A 13783-nucleotide genomic window follows, 5' to 3' on the forward strand; every position below is an offset into this window, starting at 1 on the left:
CAAGCTTAGTTCTGGAAGCTTGAAGGCGATGCATCACCGAAGCGATGAGCGGAGCCGTCCTGAAAAGCGGACTGACCGATGGAAGCGGTTGCCGTGTTATCAACCTGCTGGGTTGCAACGGGTGTACGGTCATTTGCATAAAGATCGGCAGGTTCGCCAACACGTGGATTTTCAGCGAAAGCGGCACCGGCGCTAAGAGCAACGGCTACGGCAGCAAGAGCAAACTTTTTCATTTTCTATCTCCTAGAATTTGGGAAGCGACGGTGTGTTCGTCGTTTCGATGATTGAGAGATAGGCCTTTCAAAGGGCTGCGCCTAGATCGCAAATGGTTCACGCATTGTATTCATATCAGTAGACAATAAGCCTTGAAATTGGCTCAATCGACCAATGAGGCGCAATTTATTCAAGTATATGTGAACAGTATGAGGCCGAAAAGTGGCTATCTGACGTCAGAACGACGATGCAGTTGTTTGGGTGGAAACCACAAACCAGTCAGGCTCTTGCGCCCGAATTTTGGAAGCCGCATCATCCGCGCTTTGCTGGTCGTTGAAGATGGCAAAGCACGTCGCACCCGAGCCCGACATCTGTGCAAAAAGTGCGCCTCGCATACGCAACAGATCAAGCTTATTCTCGATTTGTGGAGCAAGTGTCAGCGCGGCGGGCAGAAGATCGTTGCGGGTTGAGCCGAGATAGGCACAGATGGTTTCTATGCCGCTTTCTGAAGGCGACGGGAGGGAAGAGTTGTCGCGCTTTGTCAACGCTCCGAAGACATAGGGTGTTGCAACAGCAGTGCCGTCATTAACAAGCAGCAAGGGAAGAGGCGGCATTTGCGCGACCGTAGTCAGGTGTTCACCAATGCCGCGCGCAACAAGTGGAGTGCCAATAGCCGCGCCATGCAAACACATAGGAAGGTCAGCACCGAGCTTGAGGCTAAGTTCAGTCAGTGTGTCTAAGTCGAGGCCGAGTTGCCAGATTTCATTGAGCGCAAGAAGTGTTGCTGCTGCGTCGCTTGAGCCACCACCAATGCCTGAAGCCACTGGCAGGTTCTTTTCAAGATGAATGGCAACGGGCGTGAGATCGCGACCCGCATATTGCTTCAATGCATCGCGTGCCCTGATGACCAGATTGCCGCTATCAAGCGGTATGCCATGCGCAAAGCGCCCATCGATGCTGAAACTGTCATGATGCGCTTCTTCAATGCTTATGCGGTCGCCATAATCGGCGAACACCACCAGCATGTCGAGCAGATGATAACCGTCATCCCTGCGCCCTGTTACATGCAGCGCGAGATTAATCTTGGCCGGTGCCACACGATGAACAGGATGACGAACCAGAGTGGCGGCCTCAACAAAATGATGCATTCAGAAAAGCAGTAATTTAAGCCGTTAGAACAGCCCTTGTGCGCCCATTACGGCGCACGACGCCTTAATCTTTTTTGACGTAATATTCGCCGGTCTTAGGATCCTGAACGAGCGTGCCGTGAGCGCGGTTCTGCGCTTCTTTTTCTGCCCGGCGCACGCGCTGGGTAACGCGTACCGCTTCGCGTTTGAACGAACGATAGCCGTACCAGGCGGCAGCGATGATCAACAGCAGAAAGATAAGCTGGGGCATGGCCTCTAGTCCTCAGGCTTGCACAAGATCCCGAAAATGCCATTTCGGGATCACGCAGGGAAAAGTCTTGGCGAATAGCATAACACTGATCCGCCCTTTTATGCATCATATCATGGTGAAACGATGGAATTCAAAGCCCATATCGTGCCCAGAGTGCTTTTTCTTCGGCAACCGACACTAAGCCCTCACCAAGATTGGCTGCAATACTGGCTGGATCTAGACCCAGACCTAGGCTCATTTCGACGCTTGGTGCCTTGCGTCCAAGCAATCCGCGCTTTGGCTCTATGAGTTTGAGCTTCACCTTGTCCCCGTAAGTCTTGCGCAAAAAACTGCGCATATCGCCAATCCCGTCGATAAGACCGATTTCCTTGGCCTTTATGCCGGTCCAGAACATACCCGTGAATAGATCGGGGTCATTTGCAAGCTTGCTTCCGCGACGTTCCTTCACCATGTCGATAAAGGTCTCGTGGATTTCAAGCTGAAGCTTTTTCAAGCGATCAATATCTGTCTTTTTCTCTGGCTGGAAAGGGTCGAGCACGGCTTTGTTCTGGCCGGCGGTATAGACACGACGCTCAACACCGATCTTTTTGAGCAATTCCGGGAAGCCGAAAGATGCCGAAACGACACCAATAGAACCAACGATAGAAGAGGGGTCGGCAATAATTTCGTCACCTGCAAGCGCAATCATATAACCGCCTGATGCGGCAGCATCCTCAACGAAAATGAAGACACGTTTCTGATGCTCATCGGCCAAATCGCGGATGCGGCGATAAATAAGACGCGACTGAACCGGTGAGCCTCCGGGCGAATTGACAGAAATGGCAACAGCCGGTGTCTCCTTGTCGGTGAACGCCTTTTCCAGAACGCCTGCTGCAGTGGCAAGCGAGAGTGCTGGCCGGAAAGAAGAGCCGCCAGTCATGATGGCGCCATGCAGGCGCACAACAGGAATCTCAATTTCTTTTTTGCGAAAACGACGCGGAATGAAACGGGTCAATATTCCGGACAAATCAAACTCCAGTTGAAAAAGCTTCTTCACTCAAATGTAGAAATCAATCTCGGAAATACAAAGAGAAATGCCCGGAAAATTGTTCCGGGCATTCATTGCGTATCACTTTTTCGGCTTTGCCAGCATTCTCAGCATTACGTAGCCGCATATTGCCGACAAGGCGGAGCCGGTGAGAACCCCGATTTTCGTTTCGGCTTGCAACAGTTCCGACGGGAACGACAAGAGGCCGATGAAGATGCTCATTGTGAAGCCAATACCGCACAGAACCGCAACGCCATAAAGCTGAGCCCAGCTTGCGCCCATTGGTTTTTGTGCCAGCCCTGATTTGATCGCAAGCCAAGCTGCGCCAAACACGCCTATCTGCTTACCGATAAACAGACCAAGCATGATGCCGAGCGGCAGCGTATCAAAGATGATGGAAGGGCTCATCCCCGCAAAGGAAATACCTGCATTGGCAAAGCCGAACACGGGAACGATGAAGAACGCAACTGGCTTCGCCAATGCATGTTCGAGGATATGGAGCGGCGAGCTCATATCGTCTGGCTTGGCCTTGGCAGGCTTGAGCGGGATCATCAGCGCCGCCACGACCCCTGCGACAGTCGCATGGACACCGGAATTGAGCACAAAGAACCACAACACGGCCGCACCGATAAGATAAGGCAGCAATTTGGCTACGCCGAGGCGGTTCATGGCAAACATCACCGCAGCCGTTGCGAAAGCTGCGCCAAGATAGGGCATGGAAATTTCGGCAGTGTAGAAAATTGCGATGATGACAACAGCCGCCAGATCATCAAGGATCGCAAGCGTTGCCAGAAATACCTTGAGGCTCGAAGGCACGCGTGAACCCAGCAGCGATAAAACGCCGAGTGCAAAAGCAATGTCGGTGGCAGATGGTACAGCCCAGCCGCGTACTTTTTCCGGGTCGCCATAGTTGAATGCGACAAAAATCAGAGCGGGGAGAACAACACCACCCGCAGCGGCAATCCCTGGCAACATGCGATTGGGCCAGCTTGCAAGCTGACCATCGAGAAACTCACGCTTGATCTCAAGCCCGACCAGCAGGAAGAAGACGGCCATCAGCGCATCATTGATCCAATGCGCAATGCTGAGTGGCCCAATGTAGAAATGCAAAGCGTCGAAATAGGCCTTTGAGAAAGGCGAATTCGCGACGATGAGTGCAAGTGCTGCGGAAAGCATAAGCGCTATGCCACCGGCTGATTCACTATCGAGAAAGCGACGCATGATGGAAACGGGGCGAACGGGCTTCGGATTGGACGTCATTATTTTCTTTTCAGGTTATTTCCGGAGCTTCTACTTCGTAGAGCATGAGATTTCGATCCGTTATGCCCAGTCTTGGCCATTCGGAACGCCAGTCTGCTATGTGGCCAGAAGTGAAATGTTTGTCCAGTGAAACCCGATCCAACCAGAGTTCTTTTACATGGATGAGGCCGGGATCAAGAATGTCCTGAGCATAGGCGTATTCAATACAGCCACTTTCCGCGCGACTTGCTTGGATCATGCGCTGCATCACAGGACGTGCTTCATCTAAGTTTTCGGCCAATACCCGCACTGTTCCAACGATCAGCAGCATATCTTTAATTTTCCATTTTATATTGTTTACAGATTCTGCCCGGCGAGGTTCGGTATGTACGAAAACCAATCGCTTCGTAATAGGCGAGCCCCATGTCATTGTTGTCGCCGATACTCGCGTCGATATCGATAATCCCTGCAACTGTTGCAGCTTGGCGTGTTGCGGCAAACAAAGCCGATCCGACACCTTTGCGCGCTGCACGCGGGCTGACATGAGTGCCGATAATGCCCCAGCCGACAGCGACGCCATATGGATTGCCTTCGGTCGCATGTTTCAGCGACTGGAACCCCAATACTTCACCATCGGCAACCGCCACATGACATTCTATGCGGTTCGGGTCGGAAATATAGAGTTCGATGACATGATCACGGTCATATTGCCGCTGCCGTCCGGTCGCGTCGATGATTTCTTTAAGCACCTTGCTCATGTCATCGGCATCATCAATTCTGACTGGTCTGATTTCCATAGAAGCCTCGTCTTTAAAGAATTTCCCGCAAAAGTGCGAAGCGGTTTTGCGTCGGACAATGCGTAAAACAGTTAGTTACGGCAGTTCCAGCGATTCAATCTCAACTGGAACCGCTGTAAGCGTTTTTTAAAGCAGCGAAGTCTGCCCGTTATTGATAGCGGTTGCGCGCTCTGTGAAATCATTGCCTGCATCGCCATGAAGAATGAGTGCCGGCATCAGCGAGAGGCCAGCGCGGCTACCGCGAATGCCCATAATCACAATGCGAATAGCCGCACTGTCGGGACGCGGCAATACCGGGATGATTTTAACCCCGCCAAATCGACCAGTGAGCGCTTCCAGTATTGGTGCGAGTGAACCCGGGCGCGCAATAATAGATACACACCCCCCCGGGCGGAGGATTGCTGATGCCGTGCGCAACCATTGGTCAAACATGCCTTCTGGCATGACATGCGCTTCGGCCTTTACGGGATCGGGCGTGGAACGGTCACTTGCCTCGTTGAAAGGCGGGTTCATGATGACAAAGTCGAAACTATCATCGATAAGGCCAGCGGCAGCGCGTGCCTTTCCAGTCAGTGAGACGTCGGCTTCGAGAATATCGACGCGATCCAACAGGGCTGCATTGAGCGGATGACGGACACTTTTGTGCGCAAAGTTCAGCATGAAGCCGGAGCGCTCTATAAGTGTGACGCGTGCGTTTTTACAGCGAGCGGCGACAGCCAGCCCCGCAGCACCGGCGCCACTGCCAAGATCAGCGAGTTGGCCTGAAAAACTTTGCGGGACGCTGCTTGCTAGAATCATTGCGTCTACGCCGGAACGATGCCCTTTGATTGCGGGTTGCACGAGATGAAATGCACCACGATGGAACACATCGAGCGTTTCACCTACCGTGTCAGGCTGATGCTCGGAAATGTTATTTGCCATGGTCTTTTAATTCGTGTTCCAAGCCAGCGTCGATGAGATAACGCCGGGCTTCGTCCAGCCTGTCTTCTTCGACCAGAAACCGCCTCGGTATAATGCCAAGCGAACCTTCGAGGATGCTCATATTCGTGTCGGCAATGAAATAGATGATGCCCGCCTCTTTCATCAGCGCTTCGGCGACGGACAGCAATACGGAATCATTTGTGCGCATAAGTTCGATCATTTCGACAATGTGTAATCAATAGACCGCATTGACAACTGCTTCCTTCAATGGTGAACAGGCTCTGAATGAAAAGCTTGGGCGTGCAGGGGGCTTTTAAGCGTCTTGAGCATTCTGATCCGCACACATAGTGTGGTCAGCAGCTAGGAGTAACGACATTGGGTGTGGTTTTGAATCTCGACGGGAAAAAGAAACAGGAAGGATCGGTCCAGCCTCTGGTCGATCTCACGAAGGCCGATATGGGCCGCGTGAACGAAATGATCCTGTCCCGTGCAGGTTCCGATGTCGAGATGATTCCGGAAGTGGCTAACCATCTCATTTCATCTGGCGGCAAGCGCCTGCGCCCAATGATGACGCTCGCAGCAGCCCGCATGTTTGGCTATGAGGGTGACGGGCATGTCCGTCTCGCAACCTCGGTCGAATTCATGCATACCGCTACTCTTCTGCATGACGATGTGGTCGATGAAAGCGATCTGCGTCGCGGCAAGAGTACGGCACGCATGATCTGGGGCAATCAGGCCAGTGTTCTGGTTGGAGATTTCCTGCTCGGTCAGGCTTTCAAGATGATGGTCGATGTCGGCTCACTCGATGCACTCGATGTTCTTGCAACTTCCGCCTCGGTTATCGCTGAAGGCGAAGTGATGCAGCTTGCTGCAGCCAAGAACATGGAAACCACCGAAGACGAATATCTGGCTGTGATCAAAGCCAAGACTGCCGCTCTTTTCTCAGCTGCGGCTGAAGTTGGTCCAATCATTGCTCAGGCCCAGCGTTCGGATCGTGCAGCCCTTCGCGATTACGGTCTTAATCTCGGCCTCGCCTTTCAGCTCGTTGATGATGCGCTGGATTATGGTGGCTCGGCTGCCGATCTTGGCAAGAACACTGGCGACGATTTCCGTGAAGGTAAGATCACCTTGCCGGTTATCCTAAGCTATCGTCGGGGTAGCGATGAAGAGCGTGCATTCTGGAAGAACGCAATCGAAGAAGGTGCCAGCGACGACGCGTCACTTGAAAAGGCCATTGGTCTGATGACCAAGCACGGTGCGATTGCCGATACAGTGCAGCGTGCACGGCATTTTGGTGAAATTGCCCGTGACGCCTTGGCGCCTTTGAAGTCCACACCTGAGAAAGATGCGCTGATCGAAGTGATCGATTTCTGCATCAGCCGAGTGAATTGATTCTTGATCGAGCGGTCTCTCTCTCCCTCATCTTGATGAGCCGCTAAAGGCGGCGTCTTGCAAGGCGAGAGAGAACACGCTGGAGCCTCGCCCTTTAACAAGGCGCTATGCGCCTGCTGAGATGAGGGCGTAGAGTGAACTCGGTCGCAATCTGAAATTTCGAACAGGCTTCGACTTGACGAAATGATGAGCAAAATCAACAAGAAAAGCATCCGTCACGGATGCTTTTTCGAGTATATTGCCCGAAAGTGGGAAGCGGTTTCGGGAGAACGACATGCAAGGTAAGAATGAAAAGAAAAGCATCCATCACGGATGCTTTTCTTGCGCAAGGACCCCAAAAAGGCCATGCTTGAAGTGCCTCTGAATAGGGGATCTTATACGGAATTGGAAAGAGGACTGGGCTTTATGCGGCAGGGATTGAAACGTCGTCCGCTTTACGGATTGCTTCTCTTGGCTCTAGCGGGAGTAGCGCTGCCAGCAAATGCGGCAATGGCTAAAACCAATCCCGATCCTGTGTCGCAAGTGCGTGCCGGTTCGTTTGCAGGCGCTTATCTTGCTGCTCGCACGGCAGAAGCCGATAACAATATTGGTGCTGCCGTCGACTTCTATCGTCAGGCTATGGCATTTGATCCCGGCAACGATATTATCAAGCAAAACCTGCTTCTTGCTCTTTTGACGGAAGGCCGTTTCAAAGATGCACTACCGCTTGCGGAAGAGCTGAAGAATCAGCCTGAGATTGAACGCTTTTCGCGCGTTGCTCTGGCAATCGACGCTATTTCTAGAAAGCAATATCGCAAGACTGGCCCACTCCTGATGCTGTCGATCCAGTCCGATATGGATCAGCTCGCGACAAGCCTTATGGGTGCATGGGTGAAGGTCGGTCAGGGCAATCCGAAGCGTGCGCTCACCGATGTTGTGAAGATCAACGGCCCTGAGTGGTATGGCCTGTTCCGCATTTATAATGCAGCACTTATCGCCGACATTGCGGGTCAGAAGCAGGATGCGCGTAACTATTACCAGCAGGCGATCGATGATCGTCCGGGCGGTAGTGCCGCACCTGATACCTATGAACGCATTGTGATGGCTTATGCCTCCTTCAAGTTGCGTCAGGGTGACAAGGACGGCGCAATCAAGATTCTGAAAGATGCTGAAGAGCTTCTGAATGGACGCATGACCATCACCGAGATGCGCGAAAAGATTGAGGCTGGACAGAAATATCCTCGCCTGATCGAGACGCCGCAGCAGGGTGTCGGCGAAGTGCTTTATACGCTTGGTACGGCGATCAATCGTGGTGGCGCGGAAGCTTTTGCCAAGCTTTATCTGCAAATGTCACTGCCATTGCGCCCAGATAACGATGCCACGCTTTATCAGCTTGGCGATATTTCGGCGAAGCTGCGCCAGCCGGAAAGGGCTGTCGAGTATTATGCGCGCGTTCCTGAAAAATCGCCCTATAGGCGCGATGCAGAAATGCAGCGAGCGCTTAATCTTGCCGAAAACGAGAAGACAAGCGAGGCGATTGAGCAGTTGAAAACCTTGCTCAACCGCGACAAGACCGATATTCGCACCTATCTGGCACTGGGCGGCGTTTATGCGCAGGACAAGAACTTTGCCGATGCTGCAAAAATCTATGATGCGGCCGTTGAGCAGATCAAGTCGCCTGAACGCAAGGACTGGCCGGTCTTCTATCAGCGTGGCATCGCGCATGAGCGTTTGAAAGAATGGGATCAGGCAGAGCCGAATTTCAAGAAAGCGCTGGAGCTTTATCCTGACCAGCCGCAAGTGCTGAACTATCTTGGCTATTCTTGGGTTGATCGCGGTGAGAACCTCGATGAGGCGTTGCTCATGATTAAGAAGGCCGTCGAGTTGCGCCCGCAGGATGGCTATATCGTCGATTCACTTGGCTGGGCTTATTATCAGCTTGGTCGTTACCCGGAAGCAGTCGTTGAGCTTGAAAAGGCCGTCAAGCTGCGCCCGGAAGATCCGACCATCAACGATCATCTTGGTGACGCGTACTGGCGTGCGGATCGTCAGCTTGAGGCGACGTTCCAGTGGAACCACGCGATTGCCGGTAAACCGGAGCCGGAAGAACTCGCCAAGATCGAAGAAAAACTGAAGTCTGGCCTTGCTGATCCAACCAATCCTTCGCGGGCGGATGCAGCAAAGCCCGCTGACGCTAAGCCTTCAGAAGCAAAGCCTGTTGATCCAAAACCGGCTGAAGAGGCACCGAAAGCCGAACCGGCAAAGCCTGAAACGGAAAAACCTGCTGCAAACTAACGCAGATAGGGTTCAAACCATCCCCAAATCATTCATTGCGCGTTGATTTTACCGCGCGCAATGGCTCGCATGCTTGACCCTGCGTGACGGACAAATTAGACCGGGCCATCATTTCAATAACAAGGCCTGACCCTGTGTCCAGTACGTTGCCAGCACATATGCATCCCACCCGTTCCTTTCAGGGCTTGATCCTGACGCTCCATAACTATTGGGCGGAACACGGTTGCGCTATTTTGCAGCCATACGACATGGAAGTGGGGGCGGGTACGTTCCACCCGGCGACAACGCTGCGTTCGCTCGGGCCAAAGCCGTGGAAAGCTGCCTATGTGCAGCCATCGCGCCGTCCAAAGGACGGCCGCTATGGCGAAAATCCAAACCGCTTGCAGCATTATTACCAGTATCAGGTGATCATCAAGCCATCGCCGCCGAACCTTCAGGATCTCTATCTGGGTTCGCTGCGTGCGATCGGTCTTGATCCAACGCTGCATGACGTGCGCTTCGTGGAAGACGATTGGGAAAGCCCGACGCTCGGCGCATGGGGCCTTGGCTGGGAATGCTGGTGTGACGGCATGGAAGTGTCGCAGTTCACCTATTTCCAGCAGGTTTGCGGCATTGAGTGCTCGCCGGTTGCTGGCGAGCTGACCTATGGTCTTGAGCGCCTCGCCATGTATGTGCAGGGCGTGGACAATGTCTATGACCTCAACTTCAACGGCCTCGAAGGCGAAGAAAAACTCACCTATGGCGATGTTTTCTTGCAGGCCGAGCAGGAATATTCCCGCTACAATTTCGAAATGGCCAACACCGAAATCCTGCATCAGCATTTCATCGATGCAGAGCGCGAATGCGCTGCGATCTTGAAGGCAGGCAGCACGGGCGAAAACTCGCTGCATAAGTGCGTATTCCCGGCCTATGACCAGTGCATCAAGGCATCCCACGTCTTCAACCTGATGGATGCGCGCGGCGTGATCTCGGTTACCGAGCGCCAGAGCTATATCCTGCGCGTGCGTAATCTCGCGCGTCAGTGCGGCGAAGCGTTCTTGTTGACGGATGCCGGTGGTTTTATTCTCAAGCGTGAGGGCGAGTAATTATTATGCCTGATTTGTTGCTCGAACTCTTTTCCGAAGAAATCCCGGCCCGTATGCAGCGTAAAGCTGCCGGTGATTTCAAGAAGATGATCACCGATGGTCTGGTGGAAGCTGGCCTTACCTATGAAGCCACGACCGCCTATTGGACCCCGCGTCGCCTGACGCTCGATGTTCGCGGTCTGACCGTGCGCTCGAAAGACGTGCATGAAGACGTAAAAGGTCCATCTGTCACAGCTCCAGAACAAGCCATTCAGGGCTTTCTGCGCAAGGCTGGCCTCAGCGATGTGTCTCAGGCCCATGTGCATTCCGACCCAAAGAAGGGCGATTTCTACGTTGCCCATCTGACCAAGCCGGGCCGCGCTGCGGAAGAAATCATTGCGGAACTCGTACCGCAGGTAATCCGCAACTTCCCATGGCCAAAGTCCATGCGTTGGGGTGCGGCCTCGTCAAAGCCGGGTGCGCTTCGCTGGGTGCGTCCGCTGCAATCGATCCTCTGCACGTTCGGCCCTGAAACCGAAGAAACGGTTGTGGTCGAGTTTGACATTGATGGTCTGAAGTCCGGCAACCTGACCTATGGTCATCGTTTCTTAAGCGATGGTCAGGCGATCAAGGTGCGCCGTTTTGACGACTATGTCGAAAAGCTTGAGAAGGCTTTCGTGGTACTCGACGCTGAGCGCCGCAAGGAAATCATCCTGCAGGACGCCCGCAATCTGACTTTTGCATCGGGCCTCGATCTGGTCGAAGACGAAGGCTTGCTTGAAGAAGTATCCGGTCTGGTTGAATGGCCGGTCGTGCTGATGGGCGAGTTCGAGGAAGAATTCCTCGCAATCCCGCCGGAAGTCATCCGCCTCACCATCCGCGCCAACCAGAAATGCTTCGTCACCCGCAAGCAGGGCGAAACTGAAGCGCTGTCGAACAAGTTCATTCTGATCTCGAACATCGCAGCACGCGATGGCGGCACGGAAATCGCTTACGGCAATGGCAAGGTCGTGCGCGCACGCCTGTCCGATGCGCTTTATTTCTGGCACACCGATCAGCACGATCTGCCTGATCTCGACAAGCTTTTGGCGTCGGGCGAAAAATTCGGCCTTGATCTGAAAAAGCCGCTCGATCAGCGCATGGCGCGTCTGGATGCGCTTAACGTGACCTTCCATGCCAAGCTAGGCACGCAAGGCGCACGCGTTGAACGCATCCGCGAACTGGCAAGCCAGATTGCACCACTCGTCGGTGCCGATCCAAAGCTTGCAGCCCGTGCTGCCGTTCTGGCAAAGGCCGATTTGACCACGGAAGTTGTTGGCGAATTCCCCGAACTTCAGGGCGCCATGGGCCGCAAATATGCGCTTCTTCAGGGTGAAGACGTATCCGTCGCTATGGCTCTTGAAGAACACTACAAGCCACAAGGCCCATCGGATTTTGTACCGAGGAACCCGGTTGCCGTTGCTGTCGCTTTGGCTGATAAGCTCGACACACTGGTCGGTTTCTGGGCGATTGACGAAAAGCCAACCGGCTCGAAAGACCCGTTTGCTCTGCGCCGTGCAGCGCTTGGTGTGATCCGTCTGGTGCTCTCGCAAGATTGGAAGTTCCCGCTCCTGCCGCTTCTGCACACGGCCTACGCCTCGCTCAAAGAAGGACAGGTTCAGCGTAAACTGCGTGAGTTTGAAGCAAAGCTGGCTTCGGAAAAGTCCGGCGATGTTGATGGCGAACAGGATGTCGACAACGCATTGCGCAATCTCGAAGCGCAAGCGCGTGCGGAAATTGAGGCCAATGCTGAGCCGGTTCTGGCTGATCTTCTCTCGTTCCTGCATGAACGTTTCAAGGTTCACTTGAAGGAAGATGGCGCACGCCACGACGCGATTGATGCCGTTCTGACCGCTCATGCCGACAATCTTCTGCTGGTTGCACGTCGTCTGGAAGCCTTGATCGTCTTCATCAATGAAGAAGACGGCAAGAACCTGCTGGCTGGCACCAAGCGCGCCGCCAATATCCTGGCAGCGGAAGAGAAAAAAGGCACCAAGGTCGCTCCAAGCGTCGATGCTGGCCTGTTGAAGTTAGACGAGGAAAAGGCGCTTCATGCGGCTGTGAACCTCGCAGCTCAGGAAGCCGAAGAAGCCATTGCCCGCGAAGACTTCGGTGGTGCGATGCTGGCACTTGCCAAGCTGCGCGGTCCAGTGGACACGTTCTTTGAAAAAGTGCTGGTCAATGACGAGGACGAAAACGTCCGCGCCAACCGCCTTGCACTGCTTGAACAAATCCGCACTGCCACCAGCAAGGTGGCTGATTTCTCGAAAATCGCCGGATAAATAACAAAAGGGCGCTTTGAAGCGCCCTTTCTTTTTGTAACTCATTCCGATCTTGCATGAAGTGCTCTTTGGACTCTCTTGCTCAAAAGCGACGGTTTGTGTAGCTACGACATGCGCGAAAACGCGCAGCAACAATGAATAAGGGCTGAAGCCTTTGGCCAAGATCGTGACATTTGATGACAATGCTGTTTCGCGTGCAGTCGAAGTGCTCGCGCGCGGCGGGCTTGTCGCAATCCCGACGGAAACGGTCTATGGCCTTGCCGCCGATGCAGCACACGGCGAAGGTGTGGCGGGCATTTTTGCCGTCAAAGGACGCCCGCAGTTCAATCCGCTCATTGCTCATGTCGACAGCATTGCCATGGCCGAGCGCTATGTGACTTTCGACCCGATCTCGCGCAAAGTCGCCGAAGCCTTCTGGCCGGGGCCGCTCACCATTGTTCTGCCGCTCAAAGCAAAGCAGGATACGCAGCGCCCCATCCATCCGCTGGTGACGGCAGGGCTTGATACCCTCGCCATCCGTATGCCCACCGGCCAAGTGCGCGATGTTATCAAGCAACTCGATAGCCCGGTTGCTGCACCAAGTGCCAATACATCTGGCCGTATCAGCCCGACCTCGGCAAAAGCCGTGGCAGATGATCTGGGCGGCAAGATCGATATGATCCTTGATGCCGGTCCTTGTGGCATTGGTGTTGAATCCACCATCATCAAGGTTGAAGGTGCGCGCGTGCGTCTGCTGCGCCCCGGCGGTCTGGCTGCTGGGGAAATCGAAGCGCTGATTGGCGTGAAGCTTGAACGCGCTGAGCATAAGGCCGCTATTCAAGCGCCGGGTATGATGGAATCCCATTATGCACCCAATGCTGCCGTTCGGCTGAATGTTGAGAGTGTTGGCGAGGGCGAGGCGCTTTTGGCTTTCGGGCCAAAGCGCGTGGCCGATGCTGATAAAGCGCTAGCCGTCCTGAACCTCAGCCCATTGGGCGATTTGCGCGAAGCGGCCAGCAATCTGTTTGATTTCATGCGCAGGCTTGATGCAAGCGCCGCTCGCACAATTGCCGTTGAACCCATTCCTTTTGATGGTCTCGGTGAGGCCATCAATGATCGTCTTAAACGCGCGGCTGCCCCGCGCTAATTCCCCCAAGA

14 protein-coding genes are annotated in these 13783 nt (G+C 53.9%); 5 read left to right on the forward strand and 9 right to left on the reverse strand.

Going from position 1 to position 13783, the window contains the following annotated elements:
- Positions 1–5: 5 nt before the first annotated feature.
- The 9 genes from QBD00_RS17970 to QBD00_RS18010 all read right to left on the reverse strand — a co-directional run bounded on the left by QBD00_RS17970 (position 6) and on the right by QBD00_RS18010 (position 5815).
- Complete coding sequence (locus tag QBD00_RS17970) at positions 6–233, reverse strand: hypothetical protein (protein ID WP_318580161.1); 228 nt, start codon at positions 231–233, stop codon at positions 6–8.
- 216 nt (positions 234–449) lie between these two features.
- Entirely contained in the window at positions 450–1361 is a 912-nt protein-coding gene (locus QBD00_RS17975) for a 4-(cytidine 5'-diphospho)-2-C-methyl-D-erythritol kinase (RefSeq protein WP_318580162.1), read from the reverse strand.
- 64 nt (positions 1362–1425) lie between these two features.
- Positions 1426–1611 carry a membrane protein gene (locus QBD00_RS17980; protein ID WP_024896122.1) on the reverse strand — a complete coding sequence of 62 codons (186 nt, stop codon included), beginning with the start codon at positions 1609–1611 and terminating at the stop codon, positions 1426–1428.
- Between the two features lie 130 nt (positions 1612–1741).
- A complete protein-coding gene (locus QBD00_RS17985) occupies positions 1742–2617 on the reverse strand; it encodes a S49 family peptidase (RefSeq protein ID WP_191793062.1) in 876 nt (291 codons plus the stop codon).
- A 102-nt stretch (positions 2618–2719) separates the two neighbouring features.
- The gene (nhaA, locus tag QBD00_RS17990) at positions 2720–3898 is read right to left on the reverse strand and encodes a Na+/H+ antiporter NhaA (RefSeq protein WP_318580163.1); all 1179 of its coding nucleotides are present in this window, start codon (positions 3896–3898) and stop codon (positions 2720–2722) included.
- 10 nt (positions 3899–3908) lie between these two features.
- Positions 3909–4208 carry a putative quinol monooxygenase gene (locus QBD00_RS17995; protein ID WP_318580164.1) on the reverse strand — a complete coding sequence of 100 codons (300 nt, stop codon included), beginning with the start codon at positions 4206–4208 and terminating at the stop codon, positions 3909–3911.
- Positions 4209–4212: 4 nt separating this feature from the next.
- On the reverse strand, positions 4213–4674 hold the full coding sequence (locus QBD00_RS18000) for a GNAT family N-acetyltransferase (protein WP_095446123.1): 462 nt from the start codon (positions 4672–4674) through the stop codon (positions 4213–4215).
- 126 nt (positions 4675–4800) lie between these two features.
- A complete protein-coding gene (locus QBD00_RS18005) occupies positions 4801–5595 on the reverse strand; it encodes a tRNA1(Val) (adenine(37)-N6)-methyltransferase (RefSeq protein WP_264232157.1) in 795 nt (264 codons plus the stop codon).
- Complete coding sequence (locus QBD00_RS18010) at positions 5585–5815, reverse strand: DUF2007 domain-containing protein (RefSeq protein WP_151091330.1); 231 nt, start codon at positions 5813–5815, stop codon at positions 5585–5587. Before QBD00_RS18010 ends, QBD00_RS18005 begins: the two co-directional genes overlap by 11 nt.
- A gap of 155 nt (positions 5816–5970) precedes the next feature.
- Between QBD00_RS18010 and QBD00_RS18015 the strand changes: the two genes are divergently transcribed.
- The 5 genes from QBD00_RS18015 to QBD00_RS18035 all read left to right on the forward strand — a co-directional run bounded on the left by QBD00_RS18015 (position 5971) and on the right by QBD00_RS18035 (position 13772).
- Positions 5971–6987, forward strand: coding sequence for a polyprenyl synthetase family protein (locus QBD00_RS18015; protein WP_095446125.1), 1017 nt, complete (start codon positions 5971–5973; stop codon positions 6985–6987).
- A 405-nt stretch (positions 6988–7392) separates the two neighbouring features.
- Positions 7393–9261: a tetratricopeptide repeat protein gene (locus QBD00_RS18020; RefSeq protein WP_095447846.1), complete on the forward strand. Its 1869-nt coding sequence runs from the start codon at positions 7393–7395 to the stop codon at positions 9259–9261.
- A gap of 158 nt (positions 9262–9419) precedes the next feature.
- A complete protein-coding gene (locus QBD00_RS18025; protein ID WP_318580229.1) occupies positions 9420–10346 on the forward strand; it encodes a glycine--tRNA ligase subunit alpha in 927 nt (308 codons plus the stop codon).
- 5 nt (positions 10347–10351) lie between these two features.
- Positions 10352–12646, forward strand: a complete 2295-nt coding sequence (glyS, locus tag QBD00_RS18030; RefSeq protein ID WP_318580165.1) for a glycine--tRNA ligase subunit beta — start codon at positions 10352–10354, stop codon at positions 12644–12646.
- 154 nt (positions 12647–12800) lie between these two features.
- On the forward strand, positions 12801–13772 hold the full coding sequence (locus QBD00_RS18035) for an L-threonylcarbamoyladenylate synthase (RefSeq protein ID WP_318580166.1): 972 nt from the start codon (positions 12801–12803) through the stop codon (positions 13770–13772).
- The last annotated feature ends 11 nt before the right edge of the window (positions 13773–13783 follow it).

This window comes from Ochrobactrum sp. AN78, from assembly GCF_029909885.1.
Classification (GTDB): Bacteria; Pseudomonadota; Alphaproteobacteria; order Rhizobiales; family Rhizobiaceae; genus Brucella; species Brucella quorumnocens.